The 18,250-nt window shown below is 69.0% G+C and carries 14 protein-coding genes; 10 read left to right on the top strand and 4 right to left on the bottom strand.

Translation table 11 applies throughout. The features are described 5' to 3' along the window. Nucleotides 1-51: 51 nt before the first annotated feature. The gene (locus VF632_RS14020) at nucleotides 52-270 is read right to left on the bottom strand and encodes an MbtH family protein (protein WP_331023533.1); all 219 of its coding nucleotides are present in this window, start codon (nucleotides 268-270) and stop codon (nucleotides 52-54) included. Between the two features lie 267 nt (nucleotides 271-537). Here VF632_RS14020 and VF632_RS14015 point away from each other — a divergent pair, with 267 nt between their 5' ends. The 4 genes from VF632_RS14015 (at nucleotide 538) to VF632_RS14000 (ending at nucleotide 4,448) form a co-directional block, all read left to right on the top strand. Beyond that, the gene (locus VF632_RS14015; protein ID WP_331023532.1) at nucleotides 538-1,719 is read left to right on the top strand and encodes a glycosyltransferase family 1 protein; all 1,182 of its coding nucleotides are present in this window, start codon (nucleotides 538-540) and stop codon (nucleotides 1,717-1,719) included. Further along, nucleotides 1,716-2,810, top strand: coding sequence for a lysylphosphatidylglycerol synthase transmembrane domain-containing protein (locus tag VF632_RS14010; protein WP_331023531.1), 1,095 nt, complete (start codon nucleotides 1,716-1,718; stop codon nucleotides 2,808-2,810). Before VF632_RS14015 ends, VF632_RS14010 begins: the two co-directional genes overlap by 4 nt. Nucleotides 2,811-2,894: 84 nt before the next feature. Beyond that, complete coding sequence (locus tag VF632_RS14005; protein ID WP_331023530.1) at nucleotides 2,895-3,620, top strand: RNA polymerase sigma factor; 726 nt, start codon at nucleotides 2,895-2,897, stop codon at nucleotides 3,618-3,620. A 555-nt stretch (nucleotides 3,621-4,175) separates the two neighbouring features. After that, nucleotides 4,176-4,448: a hypothetical protein gene (locus tag VF632_RS14000; RefSeq protein WP_331023529.1), complete on the top strand. Its 273-nt coding sequence runs from the start codon at nucleotides 4,176-4,178 to the stop codon at nucleotides 4,446-4,448. A 96-nt stretch (nucleotides 4,449-4,544) separates the two neighbouring features. On the opposite strand, the gene VF632_RS13995 is transcribed toward VF632_RS14000, so the two are convergent. Next, nucleotides 4,545-5,594 carry a Gfo/Idh/MocA family protein gene (locus tag VF632_RS13995; protein WP_331023528.1) on the bottom strand — a complete coding sequence of 350 codons (1,050 nt, stop codon included), beginning with the start codon at nucleotides 5,592-5,594 and terminating at the stop codon, nucleotides 4,545-4,547. A gap of 531 nt (nucleotides 5,595-6,125) precedes the next feature. Between VF632_RS13995 and VF632_RS13990 the strand changes: the two genes are divergently transcribed. The 6 genes from VF632_RS13990 to VF632_RS13965 all read left to right on the top strand — a co-directional run bounded on the left by VF632_RS13990 (nucleotide 6,126) and on the right by VF632_RS13965 (nucleotide 17,373). Beyond that, the gene (locus VF632_RS13990; protein WP_331023527.1) at nucleotides 6,126-9,158 is read left to right on the top strand and encodes a SusC/RagA family TonB-linked outer membrane protein; all 3,033 of its coding nucleotides are present in this window, start codon (nucleotides 6,126-6,128) and stop codon (nucleotides 9,156-9,158) included. A gap of 47 nt (nucleotides 9,159-9,205) precedes the next feature. Further along, nucleotides 9,206-10,786 (top strand): RagB/SusD family nutrient uptake outer membrane protein, encoded by a 1,581-nt coding sequence (locus VF632_RS13985; protein ID WP_331023526.1) that lies wholly within the window; start codon nucleotides 9,206-9,208, stop codon nucleotides 10,784-10,786. Between the two features lie 106 nt (nucleotides 10,787-10,892). Beyond that, nucleotides 10,893-12,482: an alpha-amylase family protein gene (locus VF632_RS13980; protein WP_331023525.1), complete on the top strand. Its 1,590-nt coding sequence runs from the start codon at nucleotides 10,893-10,895 to the stop codon at nucleotides 12,480-12,482. Nucleotides 12,483-12,505: 23 nt separating this feature from the next. Beyond that, the gene (locus tag VF632_RS13975) at nucleotides 12,506-14,551 is read left to right on the top strand and encodes a glycoside hydrolase family 97 protein (protein WP_331023524.1); all 2,046 of its coding nucleotides are present in this window, start codon (nucleotides 12,506-12,508) and stop codon (nucleotides 14,549-14,551) included. 71 nt (nucleotides 14,552-14,622) lie between these two features. Beyond that, nucleotides 14,623-15,819 carry an alpha/beta hydrolase-fold protein gene (locus tag VF632_RS13970; protein WP_331023523.1) on the top strand — a complete coding sequence of 399 codons (1,197 nt, stop codon included), beginning with the start codon at nucleotides 14,623-14,625 and terminating at the stop codon, nucleotides 15,817-15,819. A gap of 177 nt (nucleotides 15,820-15,996) precedes the next feature. Beyond that, nucleotides 15,997-17,373 (top strand): MFS transporter, encoded by a 1,377-nt coding sequence (locus VF632_RS13965; RefSeq protein ID WP_414682895.1) that lies wholly within the window; start codon nucleotides 15,997-15,999, stop codon nucleotides 17,371-17,373. Nucleotides 17,374-17,468: 95 nt separating this feature from the next. Here the strand turns inward: VF632_RS13965 and VF632_RS13960 are convergent, their stop codons facing one another. Further along, on the bottom strand, nucleotides 17,469-17,750 hold the full coding sequence (locus tag VF632_RS13960; protein WP_331023521.1) for a helix-turn-helix transcriptional regulator: 282 nt from the start codon (nucleotides 17,748-17,750) through the stop codon (nucleotides 17,469-17,471). Next, nucleotides 17,747-18,097 carry a type II toxin-antitoxin system RelE/ParE family toxin gene (locus VF632_RS13955; protein ID WP_331023520.1) on the bottom strand — a complete coding sequence of 117 codons (351 nt, stop codon included), beginning with the start codon at nucleotides 18,095-18,097 and terminating at the stop codon, nucleotides 17,747-17,749. Before VF632_RS13955 ends, VF632_RS13960 begins: the two co-directional genes overlap by 4 nt. Nucleotides 18,098-18,250 lie beyond the last annotated feature (153 nt).

Here is an 18,250-nt window from a genome sequence, read left to right as displayed (position 1 = left end):
CCCCGTGGTTCCGGGGGAAGGGGCCTCGCTCGTTCAACAGCCGTAGAAGGCTCAACCGAGGCCGGCTTCGGCCATCTTGTCGCGGAGGCTCTTGGGGCGCATGTCGGTCCACACCTCTTCGATCCAGGCCAGCACCTGGGGCTTGAGCCCCGGCGTGCCCACCGCGGTCCAGCCCAGCGGCAGCTCGCGGTCCGCCGGCCAGATGGAGTACTGCTCCTCGTGGTTCATCACGGCGGTGTAGATCGTCGTATCCTCGCGCTCGTCGGACATCGAATCCTCTCTGGCAAATCGGGAACGTCCGGCGGCGCGGACGCGGCCGGGGTTACGCCCGCCGGAAGTGCACCCCGCCGCAAGAGCGGGGGCGGGTGCGCGGGGGGCGGGCAGGTTGGATGCGGTGAATGTATGCCGCGCGGAGATGATGTCAAGCGACGGCGGATTTGGGGTGTGCCCGTCCCTGCATCCACCGTCAGCCTGTCTGCCGCGGCGCCGACGCCGTAGATTGGCGGGGCATTCCCGCCGCAACCCGTTCAGCCAGCCGTGCAGCCGACCGAATCCGACGTGCCGGGCCGCCGCCCCATGAGGGTGGTGTACTTCACCGAAAGCCTGCTCCCCCACGTGGACGGCGTGTCGCGGACGCTGGCGCAGCTGTTCGGGTTCCTGGAGCGCCAGGGCGTGGAGTTCCGCGTCTACTCGCCCTTCGTGCCCGGATCCGAGGTGTCGTGGAGCGGGCGGGTGCGGCCGGTGAAGTTCGTCCGCTTTCCCCTGTACCCCGACTACCGCGTGTCGCTGCCGCTGGGGCGAGGGATCGCGCGCGAGCTGCGGGAGTGGGCGCCGGACCTGGTTCACCTGGTGAGCCCCACGCCCATGGCGTCGCGGGCGCAGACGTGGGCCGAACGGAACGGCGTGCCCGCGGTCAGCAGCTTTCACACGCACTTCGTCTCGTACTTCCGCTACTACGGCGTTCCCGCGCTGGAGCCGTTCGGATGGCGGATGCTGCGCCGGTTCTACGCGCGGTGCCGCAAAGTGTACGCCCCATCGCACAGCATCATCGCCGAGCTGGCGGAACAGGGGATCGGCAACACCGAGCTGTGGTCGCGCGGCATCGACCTCGCCCGCTTTTCTCCCGGCCACCGCGACCCGGAGCTGCGCCGGCAGGCGGGCGCGGGGGACGGCGTGCCCATCGTGCTGATGGTCAGCCGGCTGGTGAAGGAAAAGGACATGGCCGACCTGGTGCGGATGGACCGCATCCTGCGGCAGCGTGGAAACAACTACCGGCTGGTGCTCGTAGGGGATGGGCCCATGCGTGGCGAGCTGGAGCGCGACCTCCCCGAGGCCTTCTTCGCGGGGCACCAGTCCGGCGAGGGGCTGGCCCGCTGGTACGCATCGGGCGACGCGTTCGTCTTTCCGTCTACGACGGAGACGTTCGGCAACGTGGTGGTGGAGGCGCAGGCCTCGGGGCTGCCTACGGTGGTGGTGAACCGCGGCGGCCCGCCGGACCTGGTGGAGCCCGGGCGCACGGGGTTCATTGCCCGCCCGAACGACCCGGAAGACCTGGCCTTGGCCGTCGAGAAGCTGCTGCGCGACCCGGAAGGCCGCGCGCGGATGGGCGCCCAGGCGCGCGCCGCCGCCGCCGAGCGCGACTGGGCGGCCATCAACGGCCGCCTGCAAGAAAGCTATGCCCGAGTGATCGACACCCACCGTTCGCCCCGTCGCCCATGACGCCCACGGCAGCGCCCGTAACTGAGCCCGGCAAGCTTTCGAAGCACCTGGACCGGGTGCTGCGGATGGCCATGTTCCTGGTGCCCTTCGGCGTGCTGGGCAACCTGGCGCTGTCGTGGTTCGCCACCGACCACGACGTGCTGCGGCAATTGGGCAGCCTGGACCGGCGCTACCTGTACCTGGCCATCGTCCTGGCCCTGCTCCCCTGGGTCACCAACACGCTGCGCCTGCTGATCTGGGCCCGCTTCATCGGGCACCGCGTCAGCTTCCGCGACATGTTCCGGGTGACGCTGGGCGCGGAGCTCACCTCGTCGGTGTTTCCCACGTCGTCCGGCGGCGAGGTGTTCCGCTGGGGGATGATGGTGCAGAAGGGCATTCCCCAGGGGCAGGCGGCGTCCATCGTCACGCTGGGGTACATCGAGGACCTGGTGTTCTTCGCCTTCGCCATCCCGGCCTCCATCATCATCTCCGAGGCGTGGGAGCTTCCGGTACTGCGCTCCATCGGCCGGGAGCTGCGGGGCAAGGTGCTGCTGGTGGTGGTGGGGCTGGCGGTGCTGATCGTGCTCGTGCGCCTGCTGTTCCGCGCGATCCTTCGCGGCGCGCTGGGCCAAAAGGCGCGGGCGTGGGGGCTGAAGTTCGCCGCGCGGTTCAAGCGGCGCACGCGCAAGACCCGGCACGACTTCCGGACGGTAAAGGACCTGGTGATCACCCGGGGCAAGAGCCGGTTCGTGCTGGCGGTGCTGATCACCGCCGTGCAGTGGACCTGCCGCTACTCGGTGGTCACCGCGCTGGCGTACTTCTTCAAGGCGCCGGTAGACCCGGTGCTCTTCTTCCTGCTGCAGTGGGTGATCTTCACGGGAATGATGTTCGTTCCCACGCCGGGCGCGTCAGGCGGCGCGGAAGCGATGTTCTACGTGGTGTACCAGGCCCTGCTCCCCGCGGGGCTGATCGGCATCGTCACCGCGCTGTGGCGGATGCTGACCTTTTACCTGAGCCTGGCGCTGGGGTCGGTGATCTTCCTGGCGTTCAACGTCGCGGATGCCCGCACGCGCGTACGCCAGCGTCGCAGGGACGTTCCCGAACGTGTGTAAGTGCCAGATTAACAACGGGTTAACCAGGCGGAAAAGCTCTCCCAACCCTCGACAAAAGCTCGCCGAGGCATTAGATTCCTCGGCATGAAGACCGCAATCGACCTCAGCAAGACGGCCGCGCTTTTCGAAGCGCCCACGCACGCCCCTAGCCGGGGGCTGCGTACCGACCGTGTGCGCCTGTCCAGCATCGAAGGGCTGGACGAGGTGAACCGGGAGCGGGCGGCGCTGCGCGACCTGGCCGACGAAGAGCTGTTTACCCGATATACGCAGGGCGACCAGGCCGGTTTCGACGTGCTGGTGCAGCGGTACGAGCCGCGGATCCAGGGATTCCTGCGCAAGCGCCTGAACGACGAGGAGCGCGTGGCGGACCTTACGCAGGACACCTTCCTGCGCATCCATCGCGCGCGTGAAAGCTACGATCCGAGCCGCAAGTTCTCGACGTGGATCCACACGATCGCGAACAACCTGCTGAAGAACGAGTTCCGCAACCGCTCGCGCCGCCGCGAGACGGCGTTCTCGGAGCTGCGTCCCGACGCCACGTCGTCGGGGGCCCCGGCCCGCCCGGTGGAGTTCGCCAGCGGCGCGGCCGATCCGTCGCGCGAGGCGTACCGCAGCGAGCTGCGCAAGGCCATCGACATGGCCATCGAGCGGATGGACGAGCACCACCGCATTCCGTTCGTGATGCGCGAGGTGGAGGACCGCACCTACGAGGAGATCGCCGAGGAGATCGGGATTCCCGTGGGCACGGTGAAGAGCCGCCTGAACCGCGCCCGCAACTCGTTCCGGATGCTGCTGCCCGTTCCGGTCTGAGCTTCGGCGTGAAGGTGTGATTCGGCCCGTCCCGGCAGCTGCCGGGACGGGCCGAACTGCGTTGGGTCACAACGGTAACAGCGGTCAGGACGGTCACCACGGTAACAGCGGCCGCCACGGTAACTGCGACCGCCACGGCAGCCTGTCATCCTGAGGCCCAGGCGAGCGACACCTGCCCGTACATCATTCTCCGCGGGCCGAAGGATCTAACATTGGGCGCCTTTCAGCCCGGGCGCGGAAGCGGCCACGGCAGCCAAGGCCTCGGCCCGGCTCCTGGTTCCCCCTCCCCCGGCCCTCCCCCGCAAACTGCGCGGGAGAGGGGAGAACGTCGAGTGCGGTTCGACAGGGTGCCGGTGCATGCCGCGGGTGGGCCCCTCCCCCCGTCCCCCGTCCCCCGCTTCGCAGGGGAGGGGGAGACCTGAACCGCGCTTCGGACGACTTGGCGCACCTCACTTCGCGAGCAGTCCGCCTTGGACCTCTTGCGCTCGGCGAGGGTATCACTAATTTGGAAGGAACTCTTCCAATTACGAACCGCATAGGTTTCTGGAGGTGCGCGTGAAGACCATGATCGCCCCGGCGAACGACCCGGCCCTGCACCAGGCCGAAGATCTGACAGGCCTGCTCTTCTCCACGCCCAAGGACCTCCGCCACAAGGCCGAGGAGGTGCTGGGTCAGCTCTTCGTGCCCATCGAGGTGCTGAGCGCCGGCGAGGAGTCCGCCGACATCGTCCTGCGGCCCTCCGGCCTCGGCGAGATCCACGTGCACGCGGAGCGCGAGCGGCACTGGTATCCGTACCAGATCACCCGTGTGGATACCGTGGTCCGCTGAAACGGCGGGGCCTCACGCGAAGCGCGGAAACGCGGAGAACTGCAGAGGAAAACGGGAGCGGGCGATTCGCATCAGCGCGAATCGCCCGCTTTTCGTTCATCGGAGCTGGATGACGGTGCCCTCGTCCGACGAGCGCCGTGCGGCTTCGATGATCTCCAGGCCGGCGATGGAGTCCATCGGGTCCACGGGGGGCGGAGCGCCGTCCCGGAGCGCGGCGGCGATGCCGGCGTAGAAGGCGCCGTAGTCGCCTCGCTCGGTGCGGACCGCTGTCCACTCGTCCCCGGCGCCCAGCCGGCCCCAGTCGACCTCCGGCTCTTCGCCCCAGCCGGGACCGGGGCGCTGCCCCGCCTTCAGCGCCGCCTCCTGCACGTCGAGCCCGCGCTTCACGTACGCCGCCCGCGTGCCCAGCACGCGCATCCGCGTTCCGTGCTCAGCGGCGGTGGCGCTCACGTGCAGGTGCGAGCGCACCCCGGACGCATGGGTGAGCGCCACGAACGCGTCGTCGTCCACCCGCACCCCTTCGCGGTGCGCGCTCACCTCGGCGTACACGTGCGTCACGGGGCCGAAGAGCACCAGCGCCTGGTCCACCAGGTGCGGTCCAAGGTCGAACAGCGTCCCGCCAGCCCCAGCCGGGTCGGGATCCTCGCGCCAGTCGCCCTTGGGCGTGGGCCGCCAGCGCTCGAACCGCGACTCGAAGCGGAAGACGTTCCCGAGCGCGCCCTCCGCGATCAATTTCCGCACGGTGAGGAAGTCCCCGTCCCAGCGCCGGTTCTGGTAGACGGACAGCAGCAGCCCGCGCTCGCGCGCCTCATCCGCCACCGCCCTGCCCTCCGCCGCGGTGGCCGCCATCGGCTTGTCGATCACCACCGCGAGCCCTGCCCGAAGCGCCGCCCAGGCCAGGGGAACGTGCGTGCAGTTGGGCGAGGCGACGACGACAAGGTTCATCTCCCCCGCCCTGCCCCACAGCCGGTCCGCGGAATCGACCACCTCCACGCCGGGATTCTCCGCCCGGGCCCGCGCGGCACGTTCCGCGTTGGACGTGACGACGAACGCGAGCCGCATCCCGCGCGTCGTGGCGATCAGCGGCGCGTGGAACGCAGACCCGGCCAGGCCGTACCCGATCAGCCCTACTCTGATGTCTCCCATGCCCTTACCTCCCTGGCCTCACATTCTTTGTCAGCGACGCGGGGGAGCGGATGCGGATGGGGCGGATCGTAGCACCGGCAGCACGCGCCGAACAAGGCCGCCATCCGCCAGCCCGCGCGCATTCGGGCGGATTCGCGGAACGTGGCGTGGACCGGCCCCCGTCCAGCCCGGCGCGGTCGCTGAGCCGGGCGTAGATGGAGGGGGAAGGGCGCCCGCCGCGAATTTGTAAAATCGCCTGCCAAATTCGCGCAGGCACGTATCACTACCGCCTCGGGAACCTTTTACGATGTTGACATTCCGAGTTTGGCAGCTTACGATACAAATCATCCAGTCCGTGTTCCGCCGCACCCCGTCCCACGATCCAGGCCGATTCCGCCGAGTGAGCCAGAGAAGGCTTCCGGGATTGCTGCTCGTAGGACACCAGTACGCCCCACAAGCTAAGACGGTACCGCTCCGGGCTTCCCCGCTCGCCACACGAAGGCGGCGATCGGGGGTGGATGCACCACTTCCCACCTCTGCGAGGTCACACCCATGGCACTCGGTCGTCAGTTTTTTCTCGCGCTTGCCGTCTTCCTTCTCGGGGCGGTGCCGTTGAGCGCGCAGTCGGGCACCGTCACCGGGCGCGTCGTCGAAGGGACGACGCAGGAGCCCCTGGCGGGCGCCACGGTGAGCGTGGCCCAGCGCACCACCGTCAGCGGCGCGGACGGCCGCTTCACCGTGGGCGGCGTTCCGGCGGGCACCCAGACGGTGACCGCCACGCGCATCGGCTACGGCACGGTTTCGCGCACGGTGACGGTGACCGCCGGCCAGACGGCCACGGTAGACCTGTCGCTGTCGTCGCAGGCGGTGCTGCTGGAGAGCGTGGTGGCCATCGGCTATGGCGAGCGCCGCATCCGTGACGTTACGGGCTCGGTGGCGCCGGTTTCCGAAGAGCAGTTCAACACCGGCCGCGTGGTGAGCCCCGACCAGCTGATCCAGGGCAAGGTGGCCGGCGTGCAGGTGGTGAGCACCGGCGAGCCGGGCGGGGGCAGCAGCATCCGCATCCGCGGCGGCACCTCGGTGAACGCCAGCAACGAGCCGCTGATCGTGGTGGATGGCGTGCCGCTTCAGCCCGGCGGCGGCCTGTCGGCGGGGCGCAACCCGCTGAACTTCATCAATCCGCAGGACATCGCGCGGATGACGGTGCTCAAGGACGCCTCGTCCACCGCCATCTACGGCTCGCGCGGCGCCAACGGCGTGATCATCATCGAAACCAAGACGGGCGCCTCCACCGGTCCTCAGTTCCACTACGGCAGCTCCGTCTCGTCGTCGACGGTCACCCGCTCGCCCGAGCTGCTGAGCGCCGCGGACTTCCGCGCCGCCGTCACCGAGTTCGCCCCCGGGCGCGTGGGCTTCCTGGGCAGCGCCAACACCGACTGGCGCAGCGCGGTGGAGCGCGACGCCGCCGGCCAGGAGCACGAGCTGGCCATGTCGGGCGCGGCCGAGAACCTGAACTACCGCCTGTCGCTGAACTACCTGGACCAGCAGGGCGTGCTGCGCGGTTCGGAGACGGAGCGCGTGTCGGCCGCGGTGAACTACAACCACCGCATGTTCGCCGACCGCCTGAACGTGCGCGCCAACATCCGCGGCGCCCGCACCGACGACGTCTTCACGCCGGGCGGCGTGCTGGGCAGCGCCACCGTGTTCGACCCCACGCAGTCCATCCAGACCGCCACCGGGGGCTACTACGAGGCCACGGCGTTCCCGCTGGGGCCCAACAACCCGCTGGCCGAGCTTGCCCTCGCCGTGGACCAGGGCACCACCTACCGCAGCGTCGGCAGCATCGAGGGCCAGTACCGCATGCCCTTCCTGGAAGGGCTGTCGAGCACCCTGCGGGTGGGCTACGACGTGGCCAAGTCCGAGCGCCGCCGCTTCTTCCCCAGCGTCATGCAGTCGCAGGTGGAGAACCGCACCACCTGCCAGCGCGCCGCGACGGATCCGCCCTGCCCCACCGGCTTCGTGGACCGCAGCAACCCCAGCGAAACGGCGGGGCTGCTGGAGGCGTTCGCCAACTACACCACCCGCCTGTCGGCGCTGAACAGCGACATCGACGCCACGGCCGGCTATTCGTACGAGACCTCGCGCGGCGACCGCCCGTACTTCTACGCGCGCGGCCTGAGCACCGACCTGCTGGGCACCAACGGCATTCCCACCGCCGTGGAGAACGTGTCGCGCGTGGATGTGGACGAGAGCAAGCTGGCCGCCTTCTTCGCCCGCGTGAACTACACCCTGGCCGACCGCTACCTGCTGACGCTGAGCGTGCGCCGCGACGGCTCGTCGCGCTTCGCCCCCGGCAACCAGTGGGGCACCTACCCCGCGGCGGCCCTGGCGTGGCGCCTGGGCGACGAGGCGTTCATGGACCGCTTCGGCTGGATGTCGGACCTGAAGCTGCGCGCTTCGTGGGGCATCAACGGCAACCAGTCCATCGGCAACTACCTGTGGGTGCCCAACTACCGCATCGGCGACGCCTTTACCCAGGCGCAGTTCGGCGACCAGTTCATCACCACCATCCGCCCCACGGCGGTGGACCCCGACATCCAGTGGGAAGAAACCACGTCGTACAACCTGGGCCTTGACTACGGCCTGTTCGACGACCGGCTGACGGGCTCGGTGGAGTACTACACCAAGGACACCGACGACCTGATCTTCACGGTCCCGGTGGCGGCGGGCACGTACGTCTCCAACTTCGTGACCACCAACGTGGGCAGCGTGCGCAACGAGGGCGTGGAGTTCAGCCTGAACGCGCAGGTGCTGGATGCGCCCCGCGGCGGCTTTACCTGGAACGCCAGCTTCAACGCGGCGCGCAACAGCAATCGCCTGCTGACGGTGAACCCCTTCGGCGGTGGCGCCGAGCAGATCCTGGTGGGCGGCATCGCGGGCGGCGTGGGCGCCAACATCCAGGTGCTGCAGCCCGGCTCGCCGGTGAACTCGTTCTTCGTGTACCGGCACCGGCGCGACGCCTCGGGGAACCCGCTGTACGCCGACACCGACGGCGACGGGCAGATCGAGGACATGGAGCTGTACGAGGACGTGAACAACGACAAGAACATCACCTTCGACGACCGGGTGGCCATGCACGACCCGGCGCCCGACTGGACGTTCGGACACACCTCGAACATCGGCTTCCGCAACTTCGACCTGGGCTTCACCCTGCGGGCGCAGACGGGCAACTTCGTCTACAACAACCTCGCGTCGAGCCAGGGCTACTACAACGCCCTGAACGCCGCGGGCGGCCTGGTGAACCTGCACTCGTCGGTGCGCGAGTACGGCTTCCGCGACCCGCAGTACTACTCCGACGTGTACGTGGAGGACGCCTCGTTCCTGCGGATGGACAACCTGACGCTGGGCTACACGATCCCCCAGTTCCGCGGCGTGCAGCAGATGCGCCTGTTCGGCACCGTGCAGAACGTGTTCACCCTCACGGGGTACAGCGGCGTCGACCCCGAGGCGGGACTGAACGGCATCGACCTGACCATCTACCCGCGCTCCCGCACCCTGACGGCTGGCATCAGCTTCGGGTTCTGAACCGCGCCGGCGTGAACTCAACGCATAGACGAGGACTGATAACAGCCATGAACATCAAGGCGTGCAAAACGCTGGTCTTTGCCTCGGGGCTGCTGCTTGCGGCCGGGGCGTGCACCGACCTGACGACGGAGCCCAAGAGCTCCGTCAGCGGCGGAACCGTGTTCTCCGACCCCAGCTCGTACCGCGCCTTTCTGGCGAAGCTGTACGCGGGGCTCTCGGTGACGGGCCAGCAGGGGCCCGATGGCTCCGCCGACATCTCGGGGATCGACGAGGGATTTTCGCAGTACCTTCGCCAGTACTGGTCGCTGCAGGAGCTTCCCACCGATGAGGCCATCATCGGGTGGGGCGACCCGGGGCTGCCGGAGATGAACCGCCAGGGGTGGACGGCTAGCAACCCCTTCGTCGCGGCCCTGTACTACCGGATCTTCTTCCAGGTGGCGCTGGCGAACGAGTTCATGCGCGAAACCGCCGACGACCGCATGGCCGAGCGCGGCGCGAGCGCCGAGCTGCGCGCCCAGGTGGCGAACTACCGCGCCGAGGCGCGCTTCCTTCGCGCGCTGAGCTACTGGCACGCGGCCGACCTGTTCGGCAACGTGCCCCTGGTCACCGAGGCCAACCGGTCGGGCGCCGAGCCGCCGGCACAGGCCACGCGGCAGGCGATCTTCACCTTCGTCGAGAGCGAGCTGAAGGCCATTCTGCCCCAGCTGCCGGCCGTGGGCCAGGCCGACTACGGCCGCGCCGACCAGGGCGCCGCGCAGATGCTGCTGGCCAAGCTGTACCTGAACGCGCAGGTGTACACCGGCCAGCCCCGCTACGCCGAGGCCCGGGCCGCGGCCGAGGCGGTGATCGGTTCCGGCGCGTACCAGCTGGACCCCAACTACCAGCACCTGTTCCTGGCCGACAACCACACGTCGCCCGAGATCATCTTCCCCATCACGTTCGACGGCAGCCGCACCCGCACCTGGGGCGGGATGACGTTCCTGGCCCACGCGGCGGTCGGCGGCAACATGAACGCGGGCAGCTACGGGCTGGACGGGGGCTGGTGGGGGCTGCGGCTGAAGCCCGAGGCCTACAACCTGTACCCCTCGAACGGCGCGGACCGGCGGTCGTCGTACTTCGTGATGCAGAACTCGGTGGCGATCACCGACGTGGGCGACTTCTTCCAGGGGGTCGCGGCGCCCAAGTTCCGCAACGTCAAGGCGTCGGGCGCGGCGGGGTCGCACCCCACCTTCCCCGACACCGACTTCCCCATGTTCCGCCTGGCCGACGCGTACCTGATCTACGCCGAGGCGGTGGTGCGCGGGGCGGGCGGCAGCCGCGCGACGGCGCTGGGCTACATCAACCAGCTGCGCACGCGCGCCTACGGTAACGCCAGCGGCAACATCACCGACGCCCAGATGACGCTGGACTTCATCCTGGCCGAGCGCGGCCGCGAGCTGCTGTGGGAGGCCCAGCGCCGCACGGACCTGGTGCGCTTCGGACGCTACACCGGCGGCGCGTACGTCTGGAGCTTCAAGGGTGGCTCTCCGGCGGGAACGGCCACGCCCGCGCACCTGGACCTGTACCCGATCCCGGCGGCGGAGCTTTCGGCCAACCCCAACCTGAGCCAGAACCCCGGCTACAACTGAGCCGGCACGGCCCCGGAGCAATCCGGGGCGCGGACTGACGTTTCCTGCAGCTCCGCCGCCCCCGCGGCGGGGCTGCAGCCCTTTGTGGACCTGGTGGACGATCGCCATGCTTCTTCTTCGATTCCGCCCCGGCGCGGCCGGCCTATTCGCCCTCGTCCTGCTGGCCGGCGGCTGCAAGGAGCCCGTCGGGCCTCCGCCGCCCATCATTGAGCCGCCGCCCGCGCGGCCGTCGCTGCCGCAGACGTACCGCGCCAGCGGCCACACGGCGGCGGGCGACGTCTTCGTTCACCTGTTCGAGTGGCGGTGGTCGGACATCGCCGCCGAGTGCGAGGCCGTGCTGGGGCCGGCGGGCTACGAGGCGGTGCAGGTGTCGCCGCCGCAGGAGCACGCGGTGATCAGCGGCCATCCCTGGTGGCAGCGCTACCAGCCGGTGAGCTACAGCCTGGCCCGCAGCCGCTCGGGAACGCGCGCCGAGTTCGCCGACATGGTGGCCCGCTGCAAGGCGGCGGGCGTGGACATCTACGTCGACGCGGTGATCAACCACATGACGGCGGGCGCCGGGACGGGGAGCAACGGCACCGTCTACACCAAGTACAGCTATCCCGGCCTGTACTCGCCGGGCGACTTCCACGGCGCATGCGGCGTCAACGACTACGGCAACGCCGCCAACGTGCAGGACTGCGAGCTGGTGGGGCTGGCCGACCTGAACACGCTGCTCCCGGACGTGCGCGGAAAGATCGCCGCGTACCTGCTGGACCTTTCACGCCTGGGCGTGGCGGGGTACCGCATCGATGCCGCCAAGCACATGCAGCCGGTGGACCTGGACAGCATCGTGGGCCGGGTGAACCGCGCGCTGGCGGCGGAGGGGCGTCCCCTGCCCTACTACTTCGCCGAGGTGATCGACTACGGCAACGAGGGCGTGTCGCGCACCCACTACTACGGCCTGGCCTACGGCTCCGGTGGCGCGGCCGACATCACCGAGTTCAAGTTCCGCGGCGTGGGCGAGAAGTTCCTGGGCGCCAACAGTGGGCGCCTGGCGCAGCTGAACCCCAATGGGACCACGGGGAACCAGTTCTCCGTGGGCGCGTGGGGATTGATGCCGCCGGACAAGGCCGTGGTGTTCCTGGAAAACCACGACACCCAGCGGGACGCGGCCGGCATCGGCTACCGCTCGCCCGTGGCGTTCCGGCTGGCGAACGTGTGGATGATGGCGCAGCCGTACGGCTATCCGTCCATCATGTCGAGCTACGCGTTCACGCTGGGCTCCGGGCGCGATACCGGCCCCCCATCCAACGCGGCGGGGGAGACGAACCCGGTCTCGTGCGTGGCCAGCATGGAGGCCGTGCAGAGCGGGCAGTGGGTGTGCGAGCACCGCGACCCCACGATCCTGCGGATGGTGGGCTTCCGCCGCGCGGTAGCCGGCACGGATCTGAACCGCTGGTGGGACAACGCGGCCAACGCCATCGCCTTTTCGCGGGGCGACAAGGGCTTCGTGGCCATCAACCGCGAAGCCGCCGCGGTGAACGTCGCCACGCCGACCGGGCTGGCCGCGGGCACCTACTGCGACGTGATCACCGGCGGCAAGGCGGGCGCCGCCTGCGCCGGCACCGCCGTGGTCGTGGGTGCGGACGGCGCGGTGCAGTTCAGCCTGCCCTCCAACACCGCGGTCGCCATCCACGCCGGCACCCGGCTCTGAACGGACGGATGAGGAGAATGCAGATGCACGCTCGGATGTGGCCCCTTCTGGCGGGCGCGGCGCTGGGCCTGGCCCTGTTCGCCGTCCCCGCGGACGCGCAGGACTCCCTGCGCGTCGCCTCGCCGGACGGGAAGAACACGGTGACGGTGCACGTCCGCGATGGCGGCCTGTACTACGCGGTCAGCCGCAACGGGCAGCCGGTGCTGCTTCCCTCGCGGCTGGGCTTCGCCTTTCGCGGCGGCGACTCGCTGCGGAGCGCGCTCCGCATTTCCGGGAGCTCGCGCAACACGGTGGACCAGACGTGGACGCAGCCGTGGGGCGAGGTGGCGCGCGTGCGCGACCACCACCACGAGCTGCGCGTGCGCATCGCCGAAGACCGCGCGCCCAACCGCCGCTTCGCCGTGGTGTTCCGCGCCTTCGACGACGGCGTGGGCTTTCGCTACGAGCTGGCCGACAGCGCCGGCTTCCGCGACTTTACGATGATGGAGGAGCTGACGGAGTTCGCCCTGGCCGACAACGCGCGCGCCTGGTGGATCCCCAGCAACCGCCCCGAGCCCGACCGGCAGGAGATCCTCTACTCGTCGTCGCCGGTGAGCCGGCTTGACTCGGTGCACACCCCGCTGACGCTGCAGATGACCAACGGCGTGCAGGTGGTGATCCACGAGGCCAACCTGGTGGACTACGCCGGGATGTACCTGGCGCGCACCGGAAACCGCACCCTGCAGTCCACCCTGGCGCGCTGGGCGGACGGCGTGGCGGTGCGCGGCCGTGCGCCCTTCGTCACCCCCTGGCGCACCATCCAGCTGGCGGACCGGCCGGAAGACCTGCATCCGTCCGTCCTGACGCTGAAGCTGAACCCGCCCAGCCGCATCGCCGACACGCGCTGGATCACGCCCATGAAGTACAACGGGGTGTGGTGGGGATTGCACATCAACACCGAGACGTGGGGCCAGGGACCCAAGCACGGCGCCACGACGGCCAACGTCAAGCGCTACATGGACTTTGCCGCGGCGAACGGGCTGGGCGGCACGCTGGTGGAGGGGTGGAACACGGGGTGGGACCACGACTGGTTCAACACCATGAAGGCCGACTTCTCGTTCACGCAGTCGTACCCGGACTTCGACCTGGCGGAGGTAGCCGCCTACGCCCGGCAGCGCGGGATGACGCTGATCGGGCACCACGAGACCGCCACGATGATCGACCCGTACGAGCGGCAGCTGGACTCGGCCATGGCATTGTACAACCGCGTGGGCGTGCGCGCGGTGAAGACGGGGTACGTGGGCGACAGGACGGAGCACGGCCACGCGCACCAGTCGCAGTTCATGGTGCGGCACCACCGCCGGGTGATCGAGACGGCGGCGCGCAACGGCATCATGGTCAACGTGCACGAGCCCATCAAGGACACCGGCGAGCGCCGCACCTGGCCCAACATGCTGTCGCGCGAGGGCGCGCGGGGGATGGAGTACAACGCCTGGGGCGGCGAGGGAGGCAATCCGCCGGAGCACGAGACCATCCTGTTCTTTACGCGGATGATCTCCGGGCCGATGGACTTTACGCCCGGCATCTTCGACATCCTCATTCAGCGCCCCACCGGCACGCCGCGGCAGCCGCACGACGCGCGGCCGCGCACTACGCTGGCCAAGCAGCTGGCGCTGTACGTGGTGCTCTACTCGCCGCTGCAGATGGCGGCGGACCTGCCGGAGAACTACGCGGGGCAGCCGGCCTTCCAGTTCATCCGGGACGTGGCGGTGGACTGGGACACCACGGTGGTGATCGATGGGGAGATCGGCGACCACGTGATCGTCGCCCGAAAGCAGCGCGGGGCTGACGACTGGTTCCTGGGTGCCATCAGCGACGAGGAGGGGCGGACGTTCGAGGTGCCGCTCTCGTTCCTTCCTGCGGGCCGCAGCTACGTCGCGAAGATCTACGCGGACGGACCGGGCGCCAACTGGCGCGACAACCCGCTTCCGATCGCGATTTCGCAGCAGCAGGTGACCTCGGGCTCGACGCTGCGCATCCAGATGGCCCCCGGCGGCGGCCAGGCGATCCGCTTCCGCGCCGTGCGCTGATTTACGATCGACGGCCGGCGGAGGCCATCCGCCGGCTGCCGTGCATCGAACCTGTCCCACTCCACCGCTCCATGACCGCCGTCCATCGCCACATCCGCCACACCGGCGCGCTCGTCGCCAGCGCGTTCCTGCTGGGCGCCGCGCCGGCCAGCGCGCAGCTCACCGTGCGCCTCAGCGTCCCCCGGAACACGCCGCCGGGGGCTACGATCTACCTCGCGGGTTCGTTCAACGGCTGGAACCCCGCGTCGCTCGCCTACCGGCTGACACGCGAGGCGTCCGGGGAGTACGCGATCACCCTGCACGAGGACGTGCGCGGCCCCGTCGACTTCAAGTTCACCCTAGGCTCGTGGGACGCGGCGGAGAGCGACAGCACGGGTGCGGACGCCCCCAACCGGCGCTTCGTCGTGCCGGCCACGGGCGCCGCGACGTACGCCGGATCGGTGGCGGGGTGGCGCGACGGCAGCCCGCGCCCGGCACGGCCGTCGACGGCAAGCCGATCCGTGACGGTGCTCGACACGGCGTTCGCCATCCCGCAGCTGGGACGCACGCGGCGGGTGTGGATCTACCTGCCGCCGGACTACGCCACGACCACGAAGACGTATCCCGTGCTGTACATGCACGATGCGCAGAACGTGTTCGACGATGCCACCAGCTACGCGGGCGAGTGGGGCGTGGACGAAACGCTCGACAGCCTGCACGCCGCGGGTGACTGGGGTGCCATCGTGGTGGCGGTGGACAACGGGGGGCAGCGGCGCCTGGACGAGTATTCGCCGTGGACGCATCCCCGCCACGGCGGCGGCGAGGGCGACGCGTACGTCGATTTCCTGGCGAACACGCTCAAGCCGTACATCGACGCGCGCTACCGTACCCGGCCGGACCGGCTGAACACGGGCGTGGCGGGGAGCAGCATGGGCGGGCTGATCTCGCTGTACGCCGCGCTGAAACACCCCGACGTGTTCGGCCGGGCGGGCGTGTTCTCGCCCGCGTTCTGGTTCAGCCAGCAGAACTTCGCATACGCCCGCGCGGCGCGTCCGCTCGGGGGCGAGCGCTTCTACATGGTCACGGGCGCGCGCGAGGGCGATGCGCCGCAGGTGTACGAGAACGACCACCGGCGGATGGTGGATACGCTCGCGGCGGCCGGGTTCCGCGTGGGGCGCCAGGTCGTCGGATACGTGCGGGAGGACGGGACGCACTCCGAGGGGTTCTGGCGGCGCGAGTTCCCGGCCGCGTACCGGTGGATGTTCGGCGGGGGAACCGACTGCCCGTAGAACCGCCTGGCAGTGGCGAAAAGTCTCTGGATCCCCAATTTTGTAAGAACAACGTACAATGGCCAGCGCGCCGTGCACCGCGCTGCAGCACAGTCGCTTCCGCGCCGTCCCCCACATCCCCCTGGAGCCACCTACGTGAGCAAGAAACCGCGCCTGAAGTTCGGCGAGATGTTCAACATGAGCTTCGGCTTCCTGGGCATCCAGTTCGGCTGGGGGCTTCAGCTGGCCAACATGTCGGCGATCTACGAACGGCTGGGGGCGCGGCCGGACGAGGTGCCCATCCTGTGGCTGGCGGCGCCCATGACGGGGCTCCTGGTGCAGCCCATCATCGGCGCGCTCAGCGACCGCACCTGGGGCCGGCTGGGACGGCGGCGGCCGTACTTTCTGGTGGGCGCCATCCTGTCGTCCATCGCCCTGTTCTTCATGCCCACCTCCACCTCGCTGTGGATGGCGGCGTCGCTGCTGTGGATCCTGGATGCGTCCATCAACGTGTCCATGGAGCCGTTCCGCGCCTTCGTGGCCGACAAGCTCGATGCCAGCCAGCGTACGGCGGGCTTCGTGATGCAGTCGTTCTTCATTGGCGTGGGCGCCAGCCTGGCCAATGCCCTGCCCTACATCTTCGGCCAGATGGGCGTGACGGGCACCACGGCCAGCGGCATTCCCCTGACGGTGAAGTACTCGTTCCAGCTGGGCGCCGTGGTGTTCCTGCTGGCGGTGCTGTGGACGGTGTTCACCACCAGCGAGGCGCCGCCGGAAGACATGGCCGAGTTCGAGCGTGAGCGGCGCGAGCGGGCCGGCGTGGGCGCGCTGTTCGGCGAGATCGGCGCGGCCATCACCAACATGCCGAAGACGATGAAGCAGTTGGCCGTCGTCCAGTTCTTCACCTGGCTGGGGCTGTTCTGCATGTGGATGTTCTTCGTGCCCACGGTGGCGCGCCACGTGTTCGGCGCCACCGACCCGGACTCGGAGCTGTACGCGCGCGGCATCGAGTGGGGGGGGATCACCTTCGCCTTCTACTCCATCACCACGTTCGTGGTGGCGTTCGCGCTGCCTGCGGTCGCCCGGGCCACCAGCCGCAAGGCCACGCACGCACTGGCGCTCACCTGCGGCGCCATCGGGCTGCTGAGCGTGTCGGTGATCCACGACCAGTACGTGCTGCTGCTGACCATGGTGGGGGTGGGCATCGCGTGGGCGTCCATCCTGTCGATGCCCTACGCCATCCTTTCCACCGCCCTGCCCGCCGCGCGGATGGGCGTGTACATGGGCGTGTTCAACTTCTTCATCGTCATCCCCGAGATCCTGGCGTCGCTGGGCTTCGGTCCGCTGATCCGCGCGGTGTACGGGCAGGACAATCCGAACACGTCGCTGTACATGGTGATGACGGGCGGCGTTTCGCTGCTGATTGCGGCGGCCTCGGTGATGCTGGTGCACGACGCGGGCGACGCAGGCGTGGACACCGTGATCGGGGGCGACCAGCACGAGCCGCTGACGGTGCAGGGCTCCGTGCAGCCGGTGCCAAGCAGCGGCCTCATCGATCCCGACCCGAACGGCTAAAGCTATAATCACGCTCAGGACCGCGGAGATGAAAGAAGAGGACGCAGAGAAAAAGGTTTTCTCTGCGTCCTCCGTTCGTTCTCGCCGTCTGCGCGTCAGACCAGCTCCACCCGAAGCGTGCGGCCGACGGCTTGCGCGGCACGCTGAAGGGTGTCGAGCTGCACCTTGTTGTTGTCGGGGTCCAGCAGCCGCTCCACCTGCGTTCGGCTCGTTTGCATCCGTGCGGCCAGCGCAGCCTTGGAAAGGCCGGCCTGTTCCATGGCCTCGCGGATCTGCCAGGTGAAGACCCGCTTCTGTGCGAGTCCCTCTACCTCGTCGCGAATCCCTTCCTGCTCCAGAAAGCTCTCGAACGAGCTGCCGATGTGCGGATTGTTCATGGTTCTAGCTCCTTCTGGCGTTTCCGGGCGAGCGCCGACTCGTCGTCCGGCGTTTTCCTGGTCTTCTTGATGAACCCGTGCAGGAGAACGAGGTGCCCCTGGCAGAAGCAGAAGAGCACGCGGGCAATCCGGTTGTCGGCCAGGTTCGTCCGTACCTCCCACAGGCCTGCTCCCATCGATCGGCAGGTCGGCATGCCCACAGGCCAGCCGTACTCCACCGTCGCGATGTCTCCTCCAATCGTCCTGCGGTCGTGCTTGCCGAGACCCTGAAGCCAGTCGCGCACAGGCTCCGTTCCACCAGCGTTGCTCCAGAATCTCGCAGGAACCTTCTTGAGTCCGTCTTCCACCCCGCACCTCCTGCGGTACAGTGTACCGTACAAGGTGCAGCTTGTCAAGAGCCGCACCCAACGAGAGAGCGGCAACGATACATCACAAGTGCGCAGAGTGTACAGAGTCGTGTTTCCGCGGCTCTCCGGAACAGCCATTTCATGCGAGAACGC

Origin of the sequence: Longimicrobium sp., assembly GCF_036388275.1 — a bacterium.
Classification (GTDB): Bacteria; Gemmatimonadota; Gemmatimonadetes; order Longimicrobiales; family Longimicrobiaceae; genus Longimicrobium.
Note: the sequence above shows the minus strand (reverse complement) of the source record. Positions and strands in the feature narration are given on the sequence as shown.

Bases quoted from the DNA above. Each gene is read 5' to 3' on its own strand.
- VF632_RS13990 (WP_331023527.1), top strand. From the start codon at position 6,126: ATGGCACTCGGTCGTCAGTTTTTTCTCGCGCTTGCCGTCTTCCTTCTC.
- VF632_RS13980 (WP_331023525.1), top strand. From the start codon at position 10,893: ATGCTTCTTCTTCGATTCCGCCCCGGCGCGGCCGGCCTATTCGCCCTC.
- VF632_RS14010 (WP_331023531.1), top strand. From the start codon at position 1,716: ATGACGCCCACGGCAGCGCCCGTAACTGAGCCCGGCAAGCTTTCGAAG.
- VF632_RS13985 (WP_331023526.1), top strand. From the start codon at position 9,206: ATGAACATCAAGGCGTGCAAAACGCTGGTCTTTGCCTCGGGGCTGCTG.
- VF632_RS14005 (WP_331023530.1), top strand. From the start codon at position 2,895: ATGAAGACCGCAATCGACCTCAGCAAGACGGCCGCGCTTTTCGAAGCG.
- VF632_RS14020 (WP_331023533.1), bottom strand. From the start codon at position 270: ATGTCCGACGAGCGCGAGGATACGACGATCTACACCGCCGTGATGAAC.
- VF632_RS13970 (WP_331023523.1), top strand. From the start codon at position 14,623: ATGACCGCCGTCCATCGCCACATCCGCCACACCGGCGCGCTCGTCGCC.
- VF632_RS13965 (WP_414682895.1), top strand. From the start codon at position 15,997: ATGAGCTTCGGCTTCCTGGGCATCCAGTTCGGCTGGGGGCTTCAGCTG.
- VF632_RS13960 (WP_331023521.1), bottom strand. From the start codon at position 17,750: ATGAACAATCCGCACATCGGCAGCTCGTTCGAGAGCTTTCTGGAGCAG.
- VF632_RS13995 (WP_331023528.1), bottom strand. From the start codon at position 5,594: ATGGGAGACATCAGAGTAGGGCTGATCGGGTACGGCCTGGCCGGGTCT.
- VF632_RS13975 (WP_331023524.1), top strand. From the start codon at position 12,506: ATGCACGCTCGGATGTGGCCCCTTCTGGCGGGCGCGGCGCTGGGCCTG.